Annotated in this window: 21 protein-coding genes and 1 pseudogene; 14 read left to right on the top strand and 8 right to left on the bottom strand. The window is 61.7% G+C overall.

Annotated elements, in window-relative coordinates; genetic code table 11:
- On the top strand, positions 1–275 hold a 275-nt coding region (locus tag G6R19_RS18760), incomplete at its 5' end, for an IclR family transcriptional regulator C-terminal domain-containing protein (RefSeq protein ID WP_205484623.1).
- A gap of 609 nt (positions 276–884) precedes the next feature.
- Here G6R19_RS18760 and G6R19_RS18755 read toward each other — a convergent pair.
- From G6R19_RS18755 to G6R19_RS18735, 5 genes are all read right to left on the bottom strand, one after another.
- On the bottom strand, positions 885–1,625 hold the full coding sequence (locus G6R19_RS18755) for an SDR family NAD(P)-dependent oxidoreductase (RefSeq protein ID WP_163167779.1): 741 nt from the start codon (positions 1,623–1,625) through the stop codon (positions 885–887).
- A 118-nt stretch (positions 1,626–1,743) separates the two neighbouring features.
- Complete coding sequence (locus G6R19_RS18750; RefSeq protein ID WP_163167777.1) at positions 1,744–3,261, bottom strand: aldehyde dehydrogenase family protein; 1,518 nt, start codon at positions 3,259–3,261, stop codon at positions 1,744–1,746.
- Between the two features lie 248 nt (positions 3,262–3,509).
- Complete coding sequence (locus tag G6R19_RS18745; protein WP_240341969.1) at positions 3,510–4,343, bottom strand: ABC transporter ATP-binding protein; 834 nt, start codon at positions 4,341–4,343, stop codon at positions 3,510–3,512.
- Between the two features lie 156 nt (positions 4,344–4,499).
- Positions 4,500–5,522 carry an ABC transporter substrate-binding protein gene (locus G6R19_RS18740; RefSeq protein ID WP_163167775.1) on the bottom strand — a complete coding sequence of 341 codons (1,023 nt, stop codon included), beginning with the start codon at positions 5,520–5,522 and terminating at the stop codon, positions 4,500–4,502.
- 93 nt (positions 5,523–5,615) lie between these two features.
- Positions 5,616–6,491 (bottom strand): ABC transporter permease, encoded by an 876-nt coding sequence (locus G6R19_RS18735; RefSeq protein WP_240341968.1) that lies wholly within the window; start codon positions 6,489–6,491, stop codon positions 5,616–5,618.
- Positions 6,492–6,841: 350 nt separating this feature from the next.
- Here G6R19_RS18735 and G6R19_RS18730 point away from each other — a divergent pair, with 350 nt between their 5' ends.
- Positions 6,842–7,579, top strand: a complete 738-nt coding sequence (locus G6R19_RS18730; RefSeq protein ID WP_163167773.1) for an IclR family transcriptional regulator C-terminal domain-containing protein — start codon at positions 6,842–6,844, stop codon at positions 7,577–7,579.
- Positions 7,580–7,863: 284 nt separating this feature from the next.
- On the opposite strand, the gene G6R19_RS18725 is transcribed toward G6R19_RS18730, so the two are convergent.
- Positions 7,864–8,703, bottom strand: a complete 840-nt coding sequence (locus G6R19_RS18725; protein WP_163167771.1) for a hypothetical protein — start codon at positions 8,701–8,703, stop codon at positions 7,864–7,866.
- A 348-nt stretch (positions 8,704–9,051) separates the two neighbouring features.
- Between G6R19_RS18725 and G6R19_RS18720 the strand changes: the two genes are divergently transcribed.
- The 11 genes from G6R19_RS18720 (at position 9,052) to G6R19_RS18670 (ending at position 21,184) form a co-directional block, all read left to right on the top strand.
- A complete protein-coding gene (locus G6R19_RS18720; RefSeq protein ID WP_163167769.1) occupies positions 9,052–9,876 on the top strand; it encodes an SDR family oxidoreductase in 825 nt (274 codons plus the stop codon).
- Between the two features lie 36 nt (positions 9,877–9,912).
- The gene (locus tag G6R19_RS18715; RefSeq protein ID WP_163167767.1) at positions 9,913–11,364 is read left to right on the top strand and encodes an aldehyde dehydrogenase family protein; all 1,452 of its coding nucleotides are present in this window, start codon (positions 9,913–9,915) and stop codon (positions 11,362–11,364) included.
- Positions 11,365–11,394: 30 nt separating this feature from the next.
- Positions 11,395–12,183 (top strand): aldolase/citrate lyase family protein, encoded by a 789-nt coding sequence (locus G6R19_RS18710; RefSeq protein ID WP_163167765.1) that lies wholly within the window; start codon positions 11,395–11,397, stop codon positions 12,181–12,183.
- Between the two features lie 28 nt (positions 12,184–12,211).
- Positions 12,212–13,198, top strand: coding sequence for a 2-dehydropantoate 2-reductase (locus G6R19_RS18705; RefSeq protein ID WP_163167763.1), 987 nt, complete (start codon positions 12,212–12,214; stop codon positions 13,196–13,198).
- Positions 13,199–14,121: 923 nt separating this feature from the next.
- Positions 14,122–15,303: an MFS transporter gene (locus G6R19_RS18700; protein WP_163167761.1), complete on the top strand. Its 1,182-nt coding sequence runs from the start codon at positions 14,122–14,124 to the stop codon at positions 15,301–15,303.
- Positions 15,304–15,927: 624 nt separating this feature from the next.
- A complete protein-coding gene (locus G6R19_RS18695; RefSeq protein WP_163167759.1) occupies positions 15,928–16,950 on the top strand; it encodes an SDR family NAD(P)-dependent oxidoreductase in 1,023 nt (340 codons plus the stop codon).
- 59 nt (positions 16,951–17,009) lie between these two features.
- The gene (locus tag G6R19_RS18690) at positions 17,010–17,774 is read left to right on the top strand and encodes a hypothetical protein (protein WP_205484621.1); all 765 of its coding nucleotides are present in this window, start codon (positions 17,010–17,012) and stop codon (positions 17,772–17,774) included.
- On the top strand, positions 17,767–18,261 hold the full coding sequence (locus tag G6R19_RS18685; protein ID WP_163167757.1) for a DUF6644 family protein: 495 nt from the start codon (positions 17,767–17,769) through the stop codon (positions 18,259–18,261). The genes G6R19_RS18690 and G6R19_RS18685 overlap by 8 nt, the downstream gene beginning before the upstream one ends.
- A 202-nt stretch (positions 18,262–18,463) precedes the next feature.
- Positions 18,464–19,351: an aldo/keto reductase gene (locus G6R19_RS18680; protein WP_163167755.1), complete on the top strand. Its 888-nt coding sequence runs from the start codon at positions 18,464–18,466 to the stop codon at positions 19,349–19,351.
- 1 nt (position 19,352) lies between these two features.
- A complete protein-coding gene (locus tag G6R19_RS18675) occupies positions 19,353–20,258 on the top strand; it encodes a helix-turn-helix transcriptional regulator (protein ID WP_163167753.1) in 906 nt (301 codons plus the stop codon).
- Between the two features lie 20 nt (positions 20,259–20,278).
- Positions 20,279–21,184 (top strand): aldo/keto reductase, encoded by a 906-nt coding sequence (locus G6R19_RS18670; protein ID WP_240341967.1) that lies wholly within the window; start codon positions 20,279–20,281, stop codon positions 21,182–21,184.
- On the opposite strand, the pseudogene G6R19_RS18665 reads toward G6R19_RS18670, so the two are convergent.
- A pseudogene (locus G6R19_RS18665) lies at positions 21,161–21,651 on the bottom strand (transposase); the annotation flags it as partial. The gene G6R19_RS18670 and the pseudogene G6R19_RS18665 overlap by 24 nt on opposite strands.
- Before the next feature lie 351 nt (positions 21,652–22,002).
- Positions 22,003–23,025, bottom strand: coding sequence for a LacI family DNA-binding transcriptional regulator (locus G6R19_RS18660; protein ID WP_205484619.1), 1,023 nt, complete (start codon positions 23,023–23,025; stop codon positions 22,003–22,005).
- Between the two features lie 296 nt (positions 23,026–23,321).
- On the opposite strand from G6R19_RS18660, the gene G6R19_RS18655 reads away from it, so the two are divergent.
- Positions 23,322–24,608 carry an MFS transporter gene (locus G6R19_RS18655; RefSeq protein ID WP_205484617.1) on the top strand — a complete coding sequence of 429 codons (1,287 nt, stop codon included), beginning with the start codon at positions 23,322–23,324 and terminating at the stop codon, positions 24,606–24,608.
- Positions 24,609–24,633: the final 25 nt, after the last annotated feature.

The raw sequence follows: 24,633 nt of genomic DNA, 5'->3' as shown, positions 1-24,633 counted from the left end.
AGGCCGGGCTGGGCAGTACGTGGAGCGAATTCCGCAAGAGCCTGGGCGAAATCAAGAAGGACGGCTACCTTTTGACCATGGGAGAGTTCAACCCCGGGGTTTACGGCGTCGCGGCGCCCATCCTCACCGATCAGAAGACAGCCCTTGGCAGTGTCGGTGTCGCATGGGATGAGAAAGTGCGGCGCGACGTCGATGTCCAGCAGGCAGCGCTGGCCGTCCAGCACGCAGCAGCGACCATATCAGAGCGCCTGATGGACAACCAGCGCAGGTCATGAGCCCGCGAAGTACGTGTCTCGGCCGAAGGAGTGGAGCGCCCTGCGAATGAGCTCCATCTGTGGGGCGCAGGCGCAGTCAGAAGTATCCAGCTAGCCCCAGACATGCTCTAAGGCAGGCCACGCTCACGCCTCGAGAGGCGCCGAATTTACGAAGGACTCCTGCCGGATCGGTGGATAGGTGGTCCGTTAGGGGTGGCCTGACGTACTGCCCCCGGCTCGCTTCATGGCCACCTCACCATGACGTAGTTGCCATTGCAAAGAGATGGAAACCTTCTTCACCGTGGACTTCCACCTTCAAGCAGGTGCCATGGCGGCGGCAATGGAGTAGAAAGGAATACCCACGAATCCAACCGGCATTTTGCCCCTGTCTCAACCCAACCCTGGAGACTGATCCGCAATTGCCCACACAACCTGCGGCGAACTAGAGTCAGGGGCATCCGGGTGACATCGACGATTGCGTCCACTGACTCGGAAGGGGCCTTCGGTCCCTGCCTCTATTGAGGGTTCGTAGGCCGCCCTATTGAGGTTCCTAAGCCGCCGCCACACGTAACCGGTGCTGCGGCGCGCCCGAGTTAGGCATCAAAACGGAAATATCCGGCTTGACGAGGATTAGTGGAACGACCTGCCTCCGTCTGCTGCCAGGGCAGCTCCTGTCACATAGGATGATTCCTGGCTTGTGAGGAAAAGTATAGCGTGAGCGATCTCAACCGGGTCGGCCAGACGCTTGAGCGCGTAGTTACCTACATTTCCCCTGAAGCCGTCAGCCATGGCGGTATCAACCATGCCTGGACAAACAGTGTTGACCCGGACTTTCGGTGCTAGCTCGGCCGCCAATGCCTTCGACAGGGCAATGACTCCTCCTTTAGACGCAGCATAAGCTGTCAGTCCGGCGGCGTTTGGCATAAGTCCCGCCGCTGAGGCGATGGTCACAACCGTCGCTGACGGTGCCTGCAACAGCCAAGGGATGCACCCGCGGACTACGTTATACGTGCCGGTGAGATTAATGTCGATCACCCTCCGCCAGTCCTGCGCTGAAACTTCGGACGCCAACCCCTGGAACATGATCCCCGCTGCATTAACAACACCGTCGATCCCGCTTAAGGTTGCCGCAGCTTCCTCGATTGCACCAGTAGTCGCCTCATCATCGGTGATGTCCACTGGGAAAGCCCAACCGCCAATTTCCTCGGCGGCGACTTGGAGTTTCTCCTTGTCACGGTCAAGGAGGGCAACTGCTGCCCCTTCTTGTGCGAAGAGTTGTGCCGTGCGCCGTCCAATCCCAGCTGCTGCGCCGGTGACAATAATCCGACGCCCTCTCAGCCGTTGGGTCGGCGTTTGTGCATCGTCGTTCATCTGCAGATTTCCCTTGTCATGTTCGTAAGGCGTGGGTGGACCACGTGCTTCGGGGTTTCGGATGTTTGCTGCGACCCCTGGATCGCGATTTGCGCGGCTTTGGGACCGCCCAAGGTCATCAATTGCTGTAGGGCAGCTCGCGCTCGGTCGAGAGGTCCCACACGACCGCTTTTCGCCGGGTGTACATGGCGACCGAATCGAGGCCGTTTTCTTTGCCAAAGCCGCTTTGTTTCATGCCGCCGAACGGGACGGTCGGGTGGAAGGAGCGGTAGGTGTTGATCCATACGGTTCCTGCCTCCAATCCTTTCGCGAGGTGTTGGATGGTCCGTGCGTCGTTGCCCCAGATTTGGGCGCTGAGTCCGAACTCAGAGGAGTTGGAGCGCGCGATTACTTCGTCGACATCTGAGTAGGACAGGACACTCGCCATTGGGCCGAAGGCTTCGGTGAGGGCTGCAGGGTTGTCATCCTTAACCTCCGCGAGAACAGTGGGCTGGTAGAAGGCGCCGTTGGCTAGCTCGCCTTCCTCTGCTGGAGCGCCGCCCGCGAGGCAGACCGCGCCGGCATCGATCGCGCGTTTGACGAGTGCGTCGACGCGTGTGCGATGCCGGCGGTTGATGAGCGTGCCCATCTGCGAGGAATCCTTCGTGGGAAGTCCTACGCGCACTGTTTTCGCCTTCTGCCCGAGCCGTTCGCTGACCTCGGCGTACATTGAGTCCGGGACGAAGATCCGGGATCCTGTTACGCAGCTTTGTCCACTTTTGGCGAAGTTTGAATGGAGCAGCGACGGGATAGCAGTTTCGAGGTCGGCATCCGGGAGCAGGATCGCCGGGCTTTTTCCGCCGAGTTCGAGGAACGTCGGCACGATGTTGGTCGCGGACTGATTGATGATTGCCCGTCCTGAGTCTGGTCCGCCGGTGAAGGCGATCATCCCGATGTCCGGGTGCTCGGTGAGTAGCGGGCCGACAGTCTGCCCGCGGCCGGTTACGACGCTGATGATGCCGGCTGGCATGCCGGCTTCGAGTGCGAGTTCGACCAACCGGTAGTTCAGCAGGGGGGCGACCTCAGGTGCCTTGATCACGATGCAGTTGCCGGCGACGAGTGCCGGGCCCGCCTTCAGAGTTAGGGAATTGGCGTTTCCGTTGTAGGGACTGACGCCGGCTACGACGCCGAAGGGCTCGTCGACGCCGTACGAGAGCCGGTCGGGCAGCTGTGCGAAAGTGCGTCCTTCGAGCTTGTCGGCGATGCCGGCGTAGTAGCGCAGAATCCGGGAGCTATTGTCGATGTCAGCGAGTACCTCGCGGCGCAGGTGGCCTACATCCGCGACCTCAATGTCGGCTAATTCCTCGCGGTGCCTGGCGATTGCATCCGCCCAGGCACCCAGCAGTCTTCCCCGGACCTCGGGCGCCGTCCGCCGCCAAACCTTTTCGTATACCGCTTTCGCCCCGGCTACCACCGCATTGATCTCCGCGGCATCGGCCTCATGCAGCGTGCCAATGAGTTCCCCGGTAGCGGGGTTATGGATCTCCATTTCATAGCCATTTGCAGGTACTGTCACACCGTCAGCTGAGATTATCCCGACACGGCGTCCCTCACCGCGCTGGGCCACAATTAGCTCGTCGGATATTTTTGTCGTCATCTTCGCGATCTCCTTTAAAGGGCGTGTAAAGTCTTCGGGTAGCATTGTCCGGCCGGATGCGGCCATCGACCTGATAGTGGGAAGCTTCGTTTGTGCGCCCGGGTCGCGCGACCCGTGCAATCGTTTTCGCCTCGCCTCAAACGGGGGCTGTTGTGAAGCTTGGTGTCGCAAAGCTCACGATGCGGATCGCATTCAGTTCCGCCCCAGATAGGCATGTTGAAGCGAGCTTCCTAGGAGGTGCGCCTCGTTCATTCGTTTCCTCGTTTGGGGATTTCGATTCCGTGGAGCACTCCCATACGCTCAAAGTGACCGTAGATTCGATCCACGTACGTCCCGAAATCAGGAGATTCCACTAGTGCAAGGGGTCGTGGACGCGGGAGGTCAACAACTATTTCGTCGACCACTTCACCTGGGCTTGGACTCATCACGAAAATCCTGTCGGACAGTCCAACGGCTTCTTCAACGCTGTGGGTGATGAACAGGACTGTTGGTTTGTTACGCAGCCAAAGTGCTTCGAGGTCAGATCGCACCTGTAGCCGGGTAAGAGCATCAAGGGCTCCGAACGGTTCATCGAGCAAGAGCACTGATGGCTCATGGACGATCGTCCGAATTAGGGACACCCGTTGCCTCATTCCACCGGACAGTTGGCGGGGGTATTTATCCATGGCCTTCTCAAGGTGGAGTTGCTTGAACAACTCGGTTGCCCTGGACCGCAGCACCTTCTTGTCAAGGCCGCGTATGTCAGCCTGAATCAGGACGTTTTCCATTGCGGTGCGGAAGTCCAGCAGGAGGTGGTCCTGGAAAGCAATCCCGATGTCCGTGAAGGGCTTGGTTACTGATGTACCGCCGATGCGGATGTCCCCCTCGGATCTGTCCAGGAGACCGGCCGCCATCAGCATAAGCGTACTTTTACCGCAGCCGGACGGGCCGACTATGGAAATGAACTCGCCCGGCTTTACGTCCATCGAGACCGGCCGCAGTGCTTCAAAAGTTTTTCCCTTCGGGCTGCTAAAGGTCTTCGAAACGCCCGTTATGGAAATCGGCAGGCCTGCGGCCCTTGTTTGCAATACTGTGTCGTTCACTTGTGCTGCCTTTCTCTGGCCCCAGCGAATTCAGACTTTTCATTATTCAGGCTGCCCTGGACGGAGGGCGGCCAAATGCGCATTTTGGTCGCGTCACGAATACCTTTGGTTGTCCCATTAGTGACTTTTAATGCCCGCGCGTTCACGCATCGAAACCTATTTGCAACTACGCAGTTCGGACTCGGGTGGCAGGAAGTCGTAGGAAACAGCCTTTGAAATGTCAAGGGGAGCAGGCAGGAGCTTCGCACGCGTCAATACCTCGTTGCTGTACTCCCAGCGCTCCGGCTCGGCGCGTCCGACAAACTTGGCGTCTGCAGCACACATCAAGGGCAGCAGTAGTTTCAGTTCTGCGCGTACTACATCGTCACGTGAGTCAGGCTGAAGCTGCTTGACGGCGGTTACTGCACGCTCAGCATCATCCATCGTGCCGGTCCAGCCCTTGAGGCTGGCGGCAACAAACTTTTTGACGACCTCGGGATTTTTTTCCGCAAAACTTTGGGTCGTAAAGATTGAATGGGCGACGGGAGAAACACCATAGTCTTTGAACCAGAAGTTTCTGATTTTTGCGTTCTCCATTTCGAGCGACACGGCGGTGTCATGTCCGCCCACCATCGCATCAACGTTTCCCTGAAGCAGTGCCGCGGACATGGAAGCAAAAGGCATGGTAGAGATGGTCACATCGTTCTCACTGAGACCGTTCAACTGGAGAAAGAGGGGGAACAGGAAAGCATGTGCACCGCCCTGAGACAATGCGATGGTCTTTCCCTTGAGATCCTGGACGGAATTGATCCCAGAGGATTCCAGCGCCTGAATCGCGATGTTCGTCACCTGATTGTCGGTTGCGACCATCACAAGCGGCGCCCCCTGTTCAATCTGCTGACTCACAGCCACTGCGTCCGCCACGCCCATGTCCGCCTGGCCGCTCGCTACGAGCTGGACAGCCGTCCCCGATCCCGTGCCCTGTTCAATTTTCGCGTCAATTCCGGCCTCTTTGTAAAAGCCTTCCCCCTGGGCAACTGCGAAGCCTGCGGTGGAGGCCGACCAGGAAAAATTCATTTGAAAGCGGACGGGGCTTTCATTGCCGGCACTACTGGAGGCGCTAGGCCCTGAGCAGCCGGTGAGCATCATCGCTCCCGCCGCAACTGCAGCTGCGAATATCTTAGGAATGCTTCTACGCATGGTGTTCCTTCGGATCGTGTCTAATTTGCCAAAATGTCGGTGATAGCTGCGTTTGAGCCACTTCCACGGAAGTCGACTCGCGGCGGATATGTGTTATGCGTTGCGGCGCTGCCAGGGCGTGAGCAGCCATTCAACGGCCTCCACCATGTAATTGACGATCACGCCGATGATAGTGAGGATGACCAGAATGGCGAACATGTACTCCGTATCCATCGCACCGCTAGCCCGCAGCAGCGCGTAGCCGAGACCGCTGTTTGATCCGAGGAACTCCGCGACAAGTGCGCCCGTGATCGCGATAGTTGCCGAAGTCTTGATTCCGGAAAAAATCACTGGAAGCGCGGCAGGAAACCGAAGAAACCAGAATGTCTGCCACCGAGTCGCGCCCATGGACCGCGTCAAGTAAAGGAGCCTGTCATCAAGGATCCTGAACCCGCTGATGCTCGCCATCAGCAAGGGAAAAAAGGTTATGAGTATGACCAAGCCGATTTTCGTGTTGATGCTAAAACCGAGCCAAACCAGGAGCAGCGGTGCGACCGCGATCTTCGGCACCAGCTGCAGGATCATAACCTGCGGGTAAAGCAACTGTTTTGCCGTCCGGGAGAGTGCAATGACCAAGCCAAGCGGAATGCCGATGACGATGCTCAGCAGAAGCCCTATAACAATCACCACGAGAGTGGACTGTGTGTGGGTCCACAAACTGCTTGCATCACTGAATAGACGTTCAAACACCGCAATGGGCCCCGGGAGCAGGTACGCCGGGATCTTGAACAGCTCGACTACTGCAGCCCACGCCACGAGGATCGCCAGAAATACCAGCAGTGGCAATGATGACCAAGCAATAGAGCGGATTTGTCGCGTCGCGGCGGAGGTGTCTCGTCCATTGGATCGAGCTGTTCCCGGCATCGGGCCTGGGATCGCGGCGGACCCCGACGTGCTGGGGCTATCGACCGTAAGGGTTTTTCTCTGCATGATCCTTCTCTTCCTTGAGCAGAACGCGAAACCGTCATCTGACCCGGCACGCTGATTACACGTGCCCCAAGTACCAACAAAAGGGGGCTAACGTTCGGGAACCCTCGGCACTTTGTGTGGTGACTTCCTAGTGATTCCGGGACGTCCTCTTTTGACGGTGGGGTATCCATGTCAAATAGGGCTTTGAACAAAGATATCCTGTATTATGGGACTCAGTCAATAGCTTGTTGATGTGTCTGCGTAGTACAGCGGACACGGAGAGAAGGATGGGTACTCGGCGTATGAGTGGACGAGATTCGATGGCCGGCGGGGTGGCAGGGTCTTCGGATAGTGCTGGCAGCCTGTCCAGGATGCTGAACGTTTTGGAGCTGTTCAGTGAGAAGGAGCCTGTTTGGTCTACGGCTGACCTTATTGAGGCTTTGGAGACCTCCAGGTCGACGGGATACCGCTACATCAAGACCTTGCATGATGCGGGACTGCTCACCTCTGTGCGCAATGGCTACTACAGCCTCGGCCCGCGGATCATCGAGATGGACCTGCAGATCCGCCAGACGGAYCCACTGCTGCTGGCCAGCCACGGCGTCCTGGAGGAACTGGTGGACAAGATCGGGCACTCGGCTACCCTGWGTACCGCGTTTCGTGATTCGGTCCTGTGCATCGGGGAGYACCGCGCCCCGCTGAGCCCCGCGAACCGGTTCAGCCGCGGRCAGCGTCGCCCCTGGTTTCAGGGCGCGGKRTCGAAGGTCATCCTGGCCTACCTCCCCCATCACCGYCTGAAAGCCATCTACCCGCGATACAGTACGGAAATTGAGAAGGCCGGGCTGGGCAGTACGTGGAGCGAATTCCGCAAGAGCCTGGGCGAAATCAAGAAGGACGGCTACCTTTTGACCATGGGAGAGTTCAACCCCGGGGTTTACGGCGTCGCGGCGCCCATCCTCACCGATCAGAAGACAGCCCTTGGCAGTGTCGGTGTCGCATGGGATAAAAAAGTGCGGCGCGACGTCGATGTCCAGCAGGCAGCGCTGGCCGTCCAGCACGCAGCAGCGACCATATCAGAGCGCCTCATGGACAACCAGCGCAGGTCATGAACCCACGAAAAACCGGCGGTCTGGAGATCAGACCCTCGCTTGACCGCCAGATGAACTCATGCACCCTGCCCTCCCCCGGAACCCTCGCAGTCATGTACGTCGCGTGGCTGACCCCACGAAACGGCGTGTTGGTTGCCATGGCATCGAGCCGTGGTCATCGGCGATGAAGCCGGACGGTGGCGGAGGCGTTCATGACGTCACCGAATACGGACCAGTCCTTGCGGAACCTGGCCGCGTGCGCGGGCGCACGGGCCAACACGTTCTCCGTGTTGGCCCGTGGCGGTTCAGAAGGTGTGGAGGATGACGCGCAGGAACTCCGTCGGCTCGATTGCCTCGACGGGCACGGGGCCTTCGTTGGCGAGGAATTCATACCCGGTCTCGGGACCGTATTTCTCGCCACCCGCAGTGACTTGGCCGTTGATCTGGAACAGGACTTCGATGGAGGAGTGCTGGCCGGCCTGGTAAACCGCGCCGGCGTCCAGGCGGAGGAAACCGGTCCGCAAGTTGCGTTCAGTGAAACTGCCCAGCCACTTTTCCCAAACACCCTGGTCGCCCTGGGGCAGCCAGTCGTAGGCTGCTGGGTTCATCGCGATGACATCGGTGTACCGCGGAGTCGCGAATTCAAGTTTGCCTCCGGTGGCACGCTCGAAGATCGCTTGGGAGCCATCCAGGGTCTGGGGCTCACCGTTGGCGTCCGTGAAGTGATACATGCCCTTTTTGAATTCACCGGTCTTTTCCAGTTCCGCATTCGTTGCCTCACGCTGCGCTGCGCTCAGATAACCGCCGCCGCTCGCGCCACCACACTGCAGAACCAAGGTCCGAAGGCCCTCTGCACGCTCCTGGGGGCCATAGTAGACACTTTCTGGGAAGTACCCCACCCACCCCTCCTCCAGCACGTCATTCTCGGTGTAGGGCAGCTGACCCTGAATGACATAGCGGATCTGGTCGAAAGTGTGCCGGTGGCGGGGGGTCCGCCAGCCGCCACCGCCGGTCTGGCCCATGTTGAGGTCGTAATTGTTCGGCGAGCCGTCTTCGCCGACCAGCAGGTGCTTCTGCTCCAGCACTCCCTCACGCATGGAGCCAACTGCTTCGCTGCCGGTTTCTGCTGCTTTGCTTACGCGCATCTTCCCTACTCCTTACAAAGTGGATTCCTCCTGCGGCAAAAGCCGAAGGGCTGCGGAGTCCGACCCGCCGGCCGTCATTTGTACCGGCGAAGGACCGCTCGCGTTATTGACAGTATCCCATATAACAGGATATTGTCTATTACGAGCAGGAGCACGGCCCCTGTTGCCTCACCGATGACAGCCGCCTCCTAGAGGATGCTCGCGATGCCCACATCATGGGAGAACCTTTATCGCCGGCGTCTGGAGGTGGACCGCAGTGAGGCGCTAGTGCAGTCGCCCAAGAGGACACCACTCCTCCACCATTGACTGCATGCCCCACCCCGACACGCGACGCCACGAGGATCGACTATGACGACGACAACCCTGACCCATACCCCACAGGACTCCGGCGTGCCGGCGTCGGCGCGGGACTTCAGCGTCCAGGAACGGGTGGTGCTCATCACCGGGGCCGCCCAGGGCATCGGCCGAGAACTAGCGCGCCAGTTCGCCGCGGCCGGAGCCTTTTCCGTGGTCGCCGACCTCAACATCGACAAGGCCAAGGCAGTGGTCAAGGAGATTCAGGACGCCGGTGGGACCGGTTTTGCCGTCAAGGTTGACGTGGCGGACGAGGCGTCCGTCACGTCGATGGTTGAGACGGTGATGGGAAAGTGCGGCCGGGTCGATGTGCTGATCAACAATGCATCGATCTTCGCGACCATCGAGAAGGGGCCGTTCGATCAGATCCCCATGGCACAGTGGGAGCAGGTGCTCAAGGTCAACGTCACCGGGAGCTACCTGTGCGTTCGGGCGGTGGCTGCCCATATGCGCACGGCGGGCTTCGGACGGATCATCAACATCTCATCCGACTCGGTCACCCGTGGCGTCGGCAACTACCTGCACTATGTAACCTCCAAGTCAGCATTGATCGGCATGACCAATGCATTGGCGCGCGAGCTGGGGGGCGACGGGATTACCGTCAACTGCGTACGACCGGGCATGATCGCCACGGAAGTTGAGCGCACCGTCAATCCCACCGTCGAGGTCCGTGAGCGCGCCGCCTCTCAGCAGTGCATCCCCCGCGGAATGGTCCCCACCGACCTGGTCGGCATCATGTTCTTCCTCGCCACGCCGGCGTCGGCGTTCATCACTGGCCAGACCATCGCCTGCGACGGCGGCTACACCCACAGCAGCTAACCCGCGACAAGCCACACAGCCTGAGGAGAACCCCGCATGGAGCAGTACCCGCACCTTTACATCGACGGCCAATGGGTTGAACCGACCGACCCGCGCGAAGTGGAGCTCATCGACCCCACCCGCGAGGAAGCCTTCGCCCGGGTCACCCTGGGCACTGCCGCGGATGTAGACCGCGCGGTCACTGCCGCCCGGCGCGCCTTCGAAACTTTCTCTGCCACCTCAGTAGAGGAACGCGTCGCGCTGATTGACCGCGTCATCGACGTGTACGAGTCGCACAGCGACGAGTTCTCCGAATTGATCGCCCGCGAAGTCGGCATCCCGGTCAGCAACCGCGCCCAAGTCACCGGCCCGGTCCAGCATATGAGGGTGGCCCGTGACATCCTGCGCGAGTACCCGTTCGAGTCGCGGATCGGCGGCGCCATTGTCCGTCGCGAGCCGATCGGGGTCTGCGCGCTGATCTCACCGTGGAACTGGCCGATCCAGACCGGCGTCATCAAGACCATCTATGGCCTGGCTGCCGGCTGCACGATCGTGGCCAAACCCAGCATCAACTCCGCCGCGAGCGGCACGCTTCTGGCCCAGGTGCTGCACGAGGCGGGTGTGCCGGCGGGCGTGTTCAACCTAGTGAACGGAACCGGACGCATCGTCGGCGACGCGCTCTCCCGCCACCCCGAGGTGGACATGATCTCTTTTACCGGGTCCACCGCCGCCGGCCGGCAGGTCGGAGCCGCCGCCGCAGACACGGTGAAACGTGTCTCACTGGAACTGGGTGGAAAGTCAGCCAACATTGTGCTGCCCGACGCCGACCTTGAAAAGGCCGCTCGGTGGAACATCCAACGCGCCTTCTTCAATGCCGGTCAGTCCTGTCATGCCCCCGCCCGCATGCTCGTGCACGAGAGCCAGATGGAGCAGGCAGTGCCCTTCCTCGTCGACGAGGCACACCGCTACCGGCTCGGTGACCCTCTGGAGAGCTCGACCTCTATGGGCCCGGTCGTCAGTGCTGACCAGTTCAAATCGATCCGAGATTTCATCCAGACCGGCCTCGATGAGGGCGCCCACCTCGTCACCGGCGGGCTTGAGCGCCCTGAGGGTCTGGACCAGGGCTATTTTGTGAAACCGACGGTGTTCACGGGAGTGACCCCGGACATGACAATCGCCCGGGAGGAGATCTTCGGACCCGTCCTGGCCGTCATTCCCTACCGCGACGAGGACGATGCCGTCCGGATCGCCAACGATTCGCCCTACGGGCTGGGAGGCTATGTCTTCGGTGGCGATCGGACGAATGCCCGGCGTGTCGTGAACGCGCTGCGGGCCGGACGTATCAGCTACAACGGCGCAGCCACGGATTCATACACGCCCATGGGCGGATACAAGCAGTCAGGCATCGGCCGCTCCATGGGCCGGTTCGGGCTCGAAGAATACCTGGAGGTCAAGTCCGTCTACGGGTTCGAGGACGAAGCGCAAGCGCTACCGGCACTGTTCGGCTGAAACACCCGACTCGATCAGGAGACACAGAACATGAACAACGAAGCCCCGCTGCTGCGCAATTATGCCAAAGAAAAGCTCTCCAAGGGCGAGAGGGTGTACTCAATGACCGTTCGTCTGGTGCGGACTGTCGACATCGCCTCCATCGCCTACACCGCAGGGTTCGACTCCGTCTACATCGACATGGAGCACAGCAGTTTTTCCCTGGAGGCTGCTGGTCAAATCTGCATGGCCTGCAACTCCCTGGGCGTCACTCCCCTGGTCCGCGTCCCCGGCCTGGACCCGTCCTTCATCGCCAGGGTCATGGATTCCGGGGCCATGGGGATCATTGTCCCCGGGGTGGAATCGGCCGAGGAGGCACGCGCGTTGGTTCGCGCCGTAAAGCATGCACCCCTGGGTGGGCGGTCCTTGGCGGGGGCCGCGCCCCAACTGCACTACCGGACCCTCCCCGCCGATCAACTCGTCCGTGAACTCGATCAGGCCTCCATGGTGGTACCGATGATTGAGTCCCAGGCCGGTCTTGACGCGGTGGAAGCCATTGCCGCCGTAGACGGTGTGGACATGCTCCTCGTGGGTGCCAGCGACCTCAGCGTCGAACTGGGTGTCGCGGGGCAACTGGACCACCCCCGGGTACACGAGGCATACCTCCAAGTCATCAAGGCCTGCCAAGCTAACGGAAAGTCCGTAGGCATCGGCGGCTTGGGCGGGCGGCCGGACCTCATCCGTCAATACCTGGATCTCGGCGCCGGCTTTGTCTCCACCGGCAACGACATCTCCTTCCTCAGCGCCGCCGCAGCACAAAAGCGCCAGCAATTCGAATGACCGACACATCACGGAACAGGAAGCACACATGAAAATCTGCGTATACGGAGCAGGAGCCGTAGGCGGACACATCGCCGGACGGCTTGCTGGGAGTGAAGCTGAGGTGTCACTGATCGCCCGCGGCGAGCAACTTGCCGCCATCCGGCAGCACGGGCTGCGGGTGGAAACCCGTGACGGAGTGCTGGTTTCCCACCCGACTGCCACCGACCGGCCCGGCGACCTGGAACCCCAGGACATCGTCATCGTCGCGGTCAAAGCCCCGTCCCTGCCGACCATCACCAAGGACGTAGGATCCCTGCTCCACAAGGACAGTCTGGTGCTGTTTGTCATGAACGGCATCCCCTGGTGGTACTTCCACTCTCACGGCGGAGACCTGGACGGCACCCGCCTTCGACGGCTGGATCCCGAAAGTGCGCTGTGGGAACACATCAGCCCGGAGCGCGCCGTGGGTGCCGTGGCCTACACCGCCTGCAGCGTGATCGCACCAGGGGTAATCCGTGCCGCAAATCCCGTTAACCGCCTGATCATAGGACGCCCAGACGGCGGGGCGGATGCCAGGCTCGATGCACTGGCGTCGCTCCTGAACCCCAGTGGCCTGGAAGTCACCGTGACACCGAAGATCCGTAACGCCGTTTGGGCCAAACTACTGATGAACCTGATCGGGGGTTCTTTGGCCGTCCTCACAGCCTCGCCGATGAAGGATGTCCTGGACAAGGCCGCCGTTGCCGGCACCGCCAAGGCCATGGCAGCCGAGGGCGCCGCCATCGCCCGAGCCCTGGGCTGCGATCCGGGCGATCCCTACGAAGGCCTGAGCAAGCTGGCGAAGTCCGGCCATCTCCAGAGCATCGCTCAGGACCTGCTGGCCGGCCGTCCCATGGAGATCGACGCCATGTTCCGTGTCCCCCTTGACCTGGCAGAACTGGTGCAGGTCCCAACCCCCAACCTCGACCTGATGATCGAACTGGCCACCCAACGCGCACGTGCCGCCGAAATGTATCACGACACCAGCAGATGACTACGCATGTGCACGGGCTCGAGCGTGCCCGCGTACTTGGCGCCCGTTGTCCGATCACTCACCACGTAACGAGTCATTCCAGGCCGTTCTGTGTGCTGCCTCCCGAGCAATTGTGAAGAGGACTGCGGACGAACGAAACCCTCACTCCCACCGAAAGGATACTTGTACCTTGCCAAAGGAACACGCCACACGGGAGAACTGGGCACGCCTGCGACCAGGGGATCACGTCACCGTCTCAGAATCTGCGCACTATTCCTATAAAGCCACAGTCGATGTCCTGACCGAGGACGCACGTGTCGTCTGGGTACTTCCTGAATCAGGCGATATCCGCCGTGCCTTTGACTGCAGGGAAGAAATTGTCATTAGCAGGATGGGTGACAGCTTCTGAGACTCCTCGGTGCCGCTCATAGGCAGTCCCGTCCTCACCCGCCGGTGCCCTCCAAGCCGCCGGGGCCTCCCTTGTCGCAACCGGGGAGGTTCCGGCATCCACAGCGGCCCGCACGCAAGCAACGATCATCGGCGAACGGACCCTTCGTGACTTGCCCCCGCATTATCCCGAGTCAACGAGGGTTCTCCAGAGAGGAGAGCTTCAAATGGGATGTTTTGCCGATTCACCCCCTGCCGGTGGTGATGCGCACATCCCGCAGGCTCCGCATCGAGGCGACCGGTGATGCTATCGCCCAAAGAACTCAACTTGACAGGACGTGGGTTGGATGCGCCGATGACTGGACAATTTTGTCGGAGGTATTGCTTAGGCCTATAAGCCTAGGGCAGTGCGAGGGGGGTTCCGCCAGTGACTCCCGCCGGAGGAAACATGATGGTTCCTTGGAAAGATGGATAAACCCAGCGACAGCATATTGCAGCCCGAATCGACGACGCCCAATCAACAAAGTTTGGGTCCGGCAGAAGGGTCCGGCCCGAGAATGAACCCAAAGGCCGGACTCCTTGTCCTCGCTGCTGCTGGCTTCATTGCCGTAACGACGGAACTTCTGCCTTCCGGCCTGCTGCCGGAGATCAGCCGTGAGCTGGGAGTCACCGAATCGGCCGTGGGGTCGCTGACGGCCGTGTACGCAGCAGTAATCGTCTTTACAGCCTTGCCTTTGTCGAAGCTTTTGGTAGGCCGTGTCCCGCGGAAGACGCTGCTGATGGCTGCAATATTCACCTTTGCCCTTAGCAATGTGCTGCTGGCGTTGAGCCCCACGCTTCCCCTGGCGATTGGAGCCAGGCTCCTGGGAGGCGTGGGGCATGGGCTCCTATGGTCTGGTATGGCACCGTATGTAGCGAGGATCGTGCCCGCACATTCGGTAGGCAAGGCGATGGCCATCGTCTTTAGTGGCAACAGCATTGCCCTGGCTGTCGGCGCTCCATTGGGGACCATGATGGGCGCCGTGCTCAGTTGGCGTACCTCGTTCCTTGTGCTTGCGGGAGTCGCAGTGGCCCTGGGGATCCTCGCGGCGTGGCTCCTTCCCGCCTCGTTAGAAGCTGGCCGTCAATCCACGCCGTCGCTGCGAGCGGCCCTGGCCGTCCCGGGCGTCATTGCTGTAGCCGTGGCCTGGCCGCTGCTGGTCCTGGCGCACTTCACCCTCTTCACCTACATCGCCCCGTTCCTGCTGACCTCGGGCCTGCCGGCAAGTGGCGTCAGTATCGCGCTGTCGGTGATTGGCGTCGCCAGCCTCGTGGGGATTTGGATCGCTGGCATGACCGCGGACTCACACCCCCGACGTGCCCTGCTGGTCACGGTGACTGGGTTCCTGGCAGTCTTTGTGCTACTTCCCGCACTCGGCGGCAGCTGGGCTGGCGCGATCATCATGCTGGCTCTATGGGGAACGGCTTTCGGCGCAATCGGCATTTTCAACCAGGCCGCGATCCTCCGTGTGGGCGGGGAACACCGGGATGCTGCCAATAGCTTGACAGTGGTAACCATCCAACTGGGCATCGCCCTGGGTGCCTCCTACGGCGCGGTGGCAATAACCACCATGGGTGCCGGACTTGTGTCCTATGCCGCGGCCGTTCCTATCGTTTCGGCCCTGGTGATCATCATTGCCAGCCGGAAGAGCGGTTACCCGTCCGGGCCGGGTGAGAGGCCTACTAATGGCCGCGCGTAGCAGCGAATGTATCACGTCTGGTAGATGCGGAAGTCTATGAGCTTTTGGATCGGATAAGGCTCTCGCGGTCGTATAGGCCAAAGCCGACGCCTATCGCGGTACAGGGACTTTCACGCTACGCGCTTTTTGGTGGTTTGGACGGCAACGTCACCTGCAATTCATCCAGACACGGCGATATCCGATGACAAACGAGCGTTACTCTCCGCGAGGTCAGGCCGCAAGGGGTGCCCTGCCAATCCCACCCCTAGATAGAGACTCCCTTGTTTTGCCACACTCGGTGTCTACTGGACGACATAACGACAAAATTCCCGGGAGGAAAACACAGCATCACATTGCAGCAAGACGGCTCCAAGGAACCCCCGCCGATCGCCGGTGCGGGAGTCCCTCTTGGTACCCCTCCCGACAGGGACTCCCGCACCGTCAATTCTCCGTGTTGCATTGATGGAGTACTCCTCGGACCGACCCGGAAAGCCTCCACAATGCGGCCTGCCCAGAACAACCGCCCGGCGCTGCGATCGCACTGGCGCTGCTCCTCGCCGGATGCAGCAACGCGTCACCGCCGTGCTGCTGGACGGGCAGCAGGTCATCATCGCCGTCGCCGGCTAAACGAAGGAAACGACGAGAATGAAGCTCAATACGACACCCCTGACCAGACGCGGCCTCCTGCTGACCGGAGCGGCGTTTGGCGCAGTGGCCCTGGCCGCCTGCACCAGCGCTGCCCCGCAGGACGCCTCGACGCCTGCGCCGACGGGAACAGCACCTGAGCGCACCGAGACCTCCGGAAGCGCCGTCCAGGCCCAGGGTGGCCTGTACGGCGTCGGCGTGTACAACACCCAGCAGGTCGCCGACGAGCTGGTGTGGATCGACGAGAACGTCCAACCGCTCGACGGCGACACAAAGCGCATCCTCATCACCGGTTCCACCGCCGGTGCCGGGCAGCTCGCCGCTGCCCATCTCCTCAAGCGCGGCCACACGGTCGTCGCGCACGCCCGGAACGAGCAGCGCGCCGCTGACGTGCGCCGGGACCTGCCGGGCCTCGGGGACGTTGTGACCGGCGATCTTCTCGACCTTGACCAGACGAGAGCGCTGGCCGGGCAGATCAACGCCCTCGGCGAGTTCGACGTCATCGTCCACAACGCCGGCGAGTACGGGCTCCCCGACGGCGACCTGCTCAACTCCAACTCCCTCTCGCCGTACCTCCTCACCGCGCTGGTGACCCCGCCGCGGCAGCTGAGCTACCTCTCTTCGGACCTGCACCTCGGCGGGGACCTGAGGCTCGACGAGGTGCGCTCGGGCGGCGGCATCGGCTACGGCGACAGCAAACTGCACATGGCGATGATCGCCACGGCAGCGGCCCGCCTCTGGCCGGACCGGCAGGTGAACGCCGTCGCACCCGGCTGGATCCCCACCCTGATGGGCTTCCACAACGGGAACACCAGCACGCCCGACAGCCTTCGCGACGGCTACCTGACTCAGGTCTGGCTGGCCGAGGGCCTCGAGCCCGGCAGCGACGTCACCGGCGAGTTCCTCTTCCACCAGCAGGTCGAGACGCGCGTGAATGAGCTCGTGCATGACACCCAGGCGCAGGACCGGCTCCTGGCCGCCTACGCCGAGCAGACCGGCGTCGCGTTCCCCGCAGAAAGCTGAACACTAACCCCAGGCTCGCCATACGGGAGCCCCACCGCCCACAGAGAGGATCGACGATTTTGAGCGTCTCCACACACACCGACCGACCACTCCGCCGCGGCCTTCTGGCCGCCGCGGCTCTCCTCGCCGCGGCAACCATCGCGCTGGTCCCGGCATCACCGGCCGCCGCGCATCACGGCTGGGACGGCTTCGAGACCAACGACCTCGTCTACATCGCCGGCACCGTCTCGTCTGAGGGGAGCTGGGGCGATCCGCATTCGCTTTTCGATGTTGCCCTGGATGCCCAGCTCCCGGCCAACACGCCCGATCTGCCGATCCCCGAAGACCTGTCGGGACCGGAGGACAGCCCCCGGGTCGAGGCGGCTCTCGCGTATGACGGGCCCCACGACGAGCTCGAGGTCATCATCGCTCCGCCGTGGTGGTCGAGCAGCAACGGCTTGGGCCGCTCCCTGGAGGTCGGAGAGCGCTTCCAGGGCGTCGGGTACATCAACAGCACCGACGACGGCCTCTTCCGTCCGGTCGCCTTCTGGTACGGAGACGACAATGCGCCCGTCAACCAGGTGATCGGCAACACGCTTCCGGTCAGGGCACCGCTACCGGGCGAGGCGCAGGCAGGCGACGAGCCTGCCGCCGCGCCGTCCGCGGCAGAGGAGCCCCTGGAGATGGACCCTCCGGCAGAGGATGCCGGCATGGTCAATGACAGCGGCTCGGAGACGTCGGTCGTCTGGGCGGTGTTCGGTGCCGCCGTCGTCGCAGCCGTCGTGGGCGGCGTCTTCTACGTGCGCCGCCGTACCCGCCAGGACGAACGGAGCCCGAATGCCTGAATGGCTCGAACCAATCCTGCGCTGGCTGCAGGAATCCGCGCTCGGTGATGCCGTGCGCTCCACTCCCTTCATGTATCCGACGCTCGAGAGCCTTCACATCCTCGGGATTGCCGTGCTCGTCGGCCCGGCCTTCGCGTTCGACCTCCGGCTGCTGGGCGTTGGGCGTTTTCTGGTATCCGTCACGATGGCCGCACGCTATCTCCTGCCCGTGTCCCACCTCGGACTGGCCATCGCCGTCGCCACGGGCATCCTGCTGTTCAGCGCGCAGGCCGTCGGCGTCGCCGGCTCCGGTGCTGCACCGTGGAAGCTCGGACTCCTGTTCCTGGCCGGGCTGAACGTCCTCGTGTTCCACCGCGGCGTCCACCGTCGGGTCGACGAGTGGGCGGACGCCGACGCGACACCGATCGCAGCCCGCATCTCGGCGGTCGTATCGATGACGACGTGGACGGGCGTGATCTTCGCAGGACGATTCCTGGCCTACGTCTGAAGGTTCGTTCCATCAGGCAGCACGTCGCAGAGCCCACCACCGCTTCGGAAGCAAGGCACCTATGCCTATAACGGGGCCTTGCAGTCTTGAGGCAGCAGCACTCATGACCGTAATGGGGTGGTCTGGCAGACCACTGTTCATCCCGCCCTTCCGGGAAGACATGGCAGCGGGTTGACTAGACATGGGAAACGAAAGGATTGCCATGGCAGACACACCGATCATCTTGAACAACGGGGCACAGATTCCGGCTTTGGGCCTGGGGGTGTTGCAGAGCGAGGGCGGTGAGGCGACAGCAGCGGTCTCGACCGCGCTTCAGACCGGCTACCGGTTGATCGACACTGCAGCGGCCTACTTCAACGAACGCGAAGTCGGCCAAGGTATGCGCGAGTCGGGAGTCGACCGCGCAGACGTGTTCCTCACAACGAAGCTGTGGATGACTGACTACGGGTTCGACAGCGCACTGCGCGCGTTCGACACCAGCATTATCAAGCTCGGAGTCGAGTACCTGGACCTTTACATGCTGCACTGGCCATGGCCAGCGAACTGGAGCCACACCGTCGCCGCCTACCAGGCAGCCGAGCGGCTGCTCACCGAGGGCCGAGTACGCGCGATCGGGGTAGCGAACTTCAAACCCCATCACCTGCGGGCGCTCGTGAGGGAAACCGATGTCGTGCCAGCGGTCAACCAGATCGAGCTGCACCCGAACTTCCAGCAGCCTGACCAACTCGCCCTGCACCGGGAGCTCGGCATCCTGACGCAGGCCTGGTCGCCGATCGGCGGTGTCTACGGCTGGGCGGGCGAAAACGGCACTGTCCCTCCACTGCAGAACGAGACGATCCTGGCCATCGCTCAAGCGCACGGAAAGACCCCCGCCCAGGTCATCCTGCGCTGGCATCTGCAGGAAGGGCGCAGCGCCATCCCCAAGTCAGTGAAGCCGCAGCGGATCTTTGAGAACTTTGACGTGTTCGACATTGAGCTCACTGACGAAGACATGGCAGCCATTGCCACGCTCGACACCGGCCGCCGCGGAGCGATCGATCCCGACGACGCAAACCCTGAGGCCATTGATCTCACCATTGACGCGGCCTGAAGTGACCACTCACGAGGAGATCAGCAGCTTTCTGACCTCACGGCGCGCCCGGATCAGCCCGGAACAGGCAGGTGTACCGGTCTTCGCGGGCAACCGGCGGGTCCCTGGTCTGCGGAGGGAAGAGGTCGCGCACCTGGCGGGCGTCAGCACCGACTACTACTCGAAGCTGGAACGGGGCAATACCCGAGGCGCGTCTTTCGAAGTGCTCGATGCCATCGCCCGCGCCCTCCAGTTGGACGACACCGAACGGGAGCATCTGATGAACCTCGTGGACATCACTACATCTCCGCGCCGGCGAAAGCCCCGCCCCAAAAGCCGGACGGTCGTCGCCCCGGGAACGCAGGCGGTACTGGACGCGATCACCGTTCCCGCCCTCGTACAGAACTCCCGGCTGGACTTCGTCGCAACCAACAGACTCGGGGCAGCGCTGTACGGCCTACCGGATCCAGCCCAGGGCGGGGAAAAGTTCAACGCCGCGAGGTACCAATTCCTTGACCCGCGGGCAGAAGACTTCTTCATCGACTTCGACCGGGCCAAAAGGAATGCCGTCGCGCTGCTCCACCAAGCGGCCGGGCGGGACCCGTTTGATGACGAACTCATCCGGCTCGTCGGTCAGCTTTCCACACAGAGCCCGGAATTCCGTGCGATGTGGGCCTCCCACGACGTCATCCGCTACCAGCGCGGCACGAAAAGGTACCGACACCCGAACGTGGGCGACCTTGAATTCGGCTACGAGTCCTTCGACCTCACCACCGAACCCGGACTGACCATGCTCGTCTACACGATCGAACCACACTCACCCACCGCCGAACGAGTGGCGCTCCTCGGCTCCTGGGCCACAACCCCCGCCACCGCCAACAGCAATACCAACCCCGCCATACGCGCCGCGACCGACGGCCCGTCCTGATCATCCCCTCCGGAGAACCCATGAAAAGTCCACTGACACTGAACAACCAACTCACGCTGAACAACGGGGTGAGCATGCCCGCGGTCGGCTACGGCGTATTCCAAAGCGCCCCGGAAGAAACCGCGGCCTCCGTCGAGACCGCCTTGAAGACCGGCTACCGGCATATCGACACCGCCGCAGGCTACGGTAACGAACGCGAGGTCGGAGAGGGCATCCGTCGGTCCGGCATTGACCTGGACGATGTTTTCCTCGAGACCAAGGTCTGGGTCAGCGACTACGGCTACGACGAGACGCTGCACGCATTTGAGAAGAGCGCCACCAAGCTCGGTGTCTCCCAGATCGACCTGCTGATCCTGCACCAGCCCATGCCGCAACACTTCGAGCGAACCCTGGCGGCTTACCGCGCGCTCGAGCAACTCCTCGCAGACGGAAGCGTGCGGTCCATCGGAGTCAGCAACTTCATGCCCCACCACCTTGCTGCTTTACGCGAGCAGACCCAGATCGTCCCGGCAGTCAACCAGGTGGAACTGCATCCGTACTTCACCCAGCCAGCCGTCCAGCGTGCCAACGCCGAACTTGGCACCGTGACGCAGGCGTGGTCGCCCATTGGTGGCATCACCTTCTACCCGGGGTGGGGCGAGAACCGCGAGAGCGTCCTCGAGGACCAGACCATCGGTCGTATAGCCGCGGAACACGGTAAAACCCCGGCGCAGATCATGCTCCGGTGGCACCTCCAACAGGGACGCTCCGTGATCCCCAAATCCACCAACGCGCAGCGGATGGCAAAGAACATCGACGTGTTTGACTTCGCCCTCGGCGACGAGGACCTTTACGCCATCGACTATCTTGATCGCGGCGTGCGCGGAGGGCCAGACCCCGACGACGTTGACCCCTCAACGTGGGACCTGGAAATCCCGGAACCCTAAACCGCGTCAACGAACAGCACTGGATAGAGCGGATCCAAAGGCCGGGCACACCATTCGGCCAGTTCCCCAGCGACTTTCTCCGTGATGCGGCTGATGGTGTCTTTAAAGACTCTGGCCACGTAGACCTCCTCGAAGTGCGCGGCGATTTCCCCGGTGGTCAGCCCCCTGGCAGAGAGCGAGAGCACGATCTGATCAATCCCGTCCAGCCGCCGTTTCCGCTTGGGCACGATCACCGGCTCGAACGAGCCGTCCCGATCCCGGGGCCCTCAATCTCGACCGGACCGATCTCGGTCAGCACGGTCTTGAACCTCGTGCCGTTGCCCATGTTGGCTACGACCGGTGTCGGGCCGTGCTCGTGCCCCGAGGTGCTCTGTCAGCTTGGCTTCCAGCGCGGTCTCGAGCACATTTCTCGTGAGCTGGTTCAGCAGCCCGCCCGGGCCCACCAGGCTCACGCCCTGCTCCTTGGCCTGCGCGAGCAACCGCTCCGCAAGCTCCTTCTGATCGATGATCTCTCCCGTCACAGGATCGATCATCACCCCTGTCACCTCGGTCGTGAACTCTGACACGGCCGACTCCTTTCGGATCAGGCCGGACCCCACACACCGTTATTCAGACAGTCCCTGGCGGACACGATATCTCCCAAGCAGGCAGCGTGCGGGTGAGAAGCATGTTGAGCCGCAGAGGTGTGTCGTACAGCAAAACTTCGTCACATGACACCACACCTCAACCTGACACGAGAAGGCCATTACCGGAAGCGCTGTTGCCAGTGTCGGGTGGGATGGATCGAAACGGCCGGGAGAGCAGTCCCCGGTGCCCTGTTATCTGTTGGTTGTGGACTGCCTGATGATGAGTTCCGGCTGGAAGAGAACGTGGCGGCTGGCGACTTGGGGCAGTTCCCCACGCTTGGTCTTTGCGATGAGGTCCATTTCTTCGAACAGTAGCTCGACCGCGGCTGCTCCTAGGGCTTCGCCGGACACGCGGATGGTCGAAAGTGGGACTGCCATCGATTGGGCGAACTCGATGTCGTCATATCCCATCACGGCTATATCTTCGGGCACGCTGACGTTGGCGGTGCTTGTCAGGTGTTGAACGACACCGATCGCGAGGAGATCGTTGGCGCAGAATAGTGCGTCCGGACGTGTTTCTTGAGGGCGGGCAGCGATGGTTCCGGCGGCGTATGCACCGGCGGCAACGCTGCGTTCGCTAACGTTAATGACCTCAAACAGGGCTCCCGGAACCTCTTGGATGGCTTTCAGCGCTCCCTGCATCCGGTCTGTGAGTTGTTGGAGCTCCAGTGAAGAGGTAACGAAACCGAGCCGACGCCGGCCAAGGCTCAGGAGGTGCTTAGCCGCGATGTATCCTCCGGCGACACCGTCCGCCGCTGCCCATGCAAGGTGGGGGCTTTTGGCCTTCCTGGCACTGAGTACGCTTGGGGTGCCTCGCCGTTTCAGTCGCAGGAGTTGTTCTTCGATGTCCCCTATTGGTGCGACGATGAGGCCGCTGACGCGCTGCATTTCAAAGAGCTCGATGTAGCTGCGCTCCCGTTCAGAGGAGCCGTCGTCGTTGGCCATCAGGACGTGCATTCCACGTGCGCTGACCTTTTGCTCGATGGACCTTGCGATTTCGGGGGTGAAGGCACTCGTGAGCTCGAAGGCGATGTAACCGATGACAGGATTCGTACCAGACCTCAGTTGCCGGGCGGCGTCATTTGGAACGAACTGCAGTCTCTCGACGGTTTCACGGATCCGGTCACGTGTCGGCTCGGAGAGCCGGCTAGGGCTGTTGAAAAAGTTTGAAACGCTCGACTTTGAGACGCCCGCCATCAGGGCGACGTCGTTCACTGTCACTTTGTTCACTGGCCTATCTTCCCTGATTCAACACATCCGTTCCCACGGGGACGTCCTCATTGTATCGGTTTACCGTGACAACAGTCTTCTTCTATTCCTAGTAAATCTGCTCTTGTAAATCGTTCCAATTTTGTTTTATGGTTGTGGGGGCCGCCACACTGAGCCAACGGAGCAATCAGAAAAGGGCGGCACAGAAGTGGCGCCGGGCACAGCCCGCAGACTGCATTAACTGGGCATCTGCCCGAACCTCGGCTTCACAATCACTTTCATGACTCAATGAGGAGATTTCCGTGACTAACACTGGAACCCCCACAGCTATCGACTCCCGGCACTGGAAACTGGGCGTGGCTGCAGGAATGGCATCATTCCTKGACTCGGCTGCCATCATTTCTGTTGGCCTGGGCCTCGCTCTTTGGAARACCCACTACAACCTCGACGTGTGGATGGTCGGCGTGCTGAGCTCCGCACTGACKCTCTTCATTGCCATCGGGGCCCTGTTCGGCGGCCGGGTGGCGGACCTGTTCGGCCGCACCAAGGTCTTTTCCATCACGATCCTTATTTATGCGGTAGGTACGGCGGCGATTGCTTTGGCACCGAACGCRGCRGTTCTTGTGGCCGGCGTCGTSGTTGTCGGGCTCGCCGCAGGGGCGGACCTGCCCACTTCCATCGCCGTTTTGTCTGAGCGGGCCCCTGTCGGCGCACAGGGCCGGCTGGTGGCGTTCACCCACGTGATGTGGACGGTTGGCGTCGTTGTCGCTACGGCCCTCGGGTTTGTTGTTGCAGGCTTGGGAACGTTGGGAATCAGCATTATCTTCCTGCTGCTCACGGTCCTGGCGGTSGCCACCTTTGCTTTCCGGGCCTTCTACCCGGCCTTCCGTGAACTCGAAGCAGAATCCGAGCGCCGCCACGAAGAAAACGGCGTCAACGCCTTGGTCGCCATTCCCCTGAAAGCCCTCTTCACCAACCGGACGTTCGTCGTGACCATTGTCCTCACGGCGCTCTTCTACGTGTTCTTCAGCCTGGTTGCCAACACCTTTGGTTCCTTCAAGACCTACTTCCTGGTTGTCGTTGGCGGCACGGACCAGGGCACCGCAACCGGAATCTCCTTCGTCACCACCCTCATCGGCCTGGTCGGAACCATCATCTTCACCCGCATCGCAGACACGAAGTGGCGAAGCCGGTTCTTCTTCGCAGGCGTCGCCGTCTTCACCTCCTGCCAGGTACTCATCGCCATCACCGGCGGAACCGTCCTGCCGATCATGTTCACGGCACTCGTTCTCTACAACATCGCCTTCCCCTTTGTCGGTGAAGCCCTCTACAAGATCTGGACCCAGGAGTCCTTCCCGGTCAATGCCCGGGCCACCGTCCAGGGAACCACGATCGCTGCAGCCCGCTTCATCGCATCCGGATTCGCCCTGATCACCCCGGCACTGATCGCCTGGAGCCCGTCGGGTCTGTACTGGCTGCTCACAGCCTTCGCCCTGACTTCCGGAGGCATCGGAGCCATAATCCTTCGCCGTGCGCGCCGGGCGCAGGGCGCCACCTTTCAGGAACCGGCTCCCGCACTCGTGAAATAGCCAAAACCCTGAAAAGCAACCGAGA

This window comes from Arthrobacter sp. Alg241-R88 (assembly GCF_900537115.1).
Lineage (GTDB): Bacteria > Actinomycetota > Actinomycetes > Actinomycetales > Micrococcaceae > Arthrobacter.
Note: the sequence above shows the minus strand (reverse complement) of the source record. Positions and strands in the feature narration are given on the sequence as shown.

Coding starts and splice junctions, on each gene's coding strand:
- G6R19_RS18755 (WP_163167779.1), bottom strand. CDS start 1,625: ATGAACGACGATGCACAAACGCCGACCCAACGGCTGAGAGGGCGTCGG.
- G6R19_RS18750 (WP_163167777.1), bottom strand. CDS start 3,261: ATGACGACAAAAATATCCGACGAGCTAATTGTGGCCCAGCGCGGTGAG.
- G6R19_RS18740 (WP_163167775.1), bottom strand. CDS start 5,522: ATGCGTAGAAGCATTCCTAAGATATTCGCAGCTGCAGTTGCGGCGGGA.
- G6R19_RS18735 (WP_240341968.1), bottom strand. CDS start 6,491: ATGCAGAGAAAAACCCTTACGGTCGATAGCCCCAGCACGTCGGGGTCC.
- G6R19_RS18725 (WP_163167771.1), bottom strand. CDS start 8,703: ATGCGCGTAAGCAAAGCAGCAGAAACCGGCAGCGAAGCAGTTGGCTCC.
- G6R19_RS18720 (WP_163167769.1), top strand. CDS start 9,052: ATGACGACGACAACCCTGACCCATACCCCACAGGACTCCGGCGTGCCG.
- G6R19_RS18715 (WP_163167767.1), top strand. CDS start 9,913: ATGGAGCAGTACCCGCACCTTTACATCGACGGCCAATGGGTTGAACCG.
- G6R19_RS18710 (WP_163167765.1), top strand. CDS start 11,395: ATGAACAACGAAGCCCCGCTGCTGCGCAATTATGCCAAAGAAAAGCTC.
- G6R19_RS18705 (WP_163167763.1), top strand. CDS start 12,212: ATGAAAATCTGCGTATACGGAGCAGGAGCCGTAGGCGGACACATCGCC.
- G6R19_RS18700 (WP_163167761.1), top strand. CDS start 14,122: ATGAACCCAAAGGCCGGACTCCTTGTCCTCGCTGCTGCTGGCTTCATT.
- G6R19_RS18695 (WP_163167759.1), top strand. CDS start 15,928: ATGAAGCTCAATACGACACCCCTGACCAGACGCGGCCTCCTGCTGACC.
- G6R19_RS18685 (WP_163167757.1), top strand. CDS start 17,767: ATGCCTGAATGGCTCGAACCAATCCTGCGCTGGCTGCAGGAATCCGCG.
- G6R19_RS18680 (WP_163167755.1), top strand. CDS start 18,464: ATGGCAGACACACCGATCATCTTGAACAACGGGGCACAGATTCCGGCT.
- G6R19_RS18670 (WP_240341967.1), top strand. CDS start 20,279: ATGAAAAGTCCACTGACACTGAACAACCAACTCACGCTGAACAACGGG.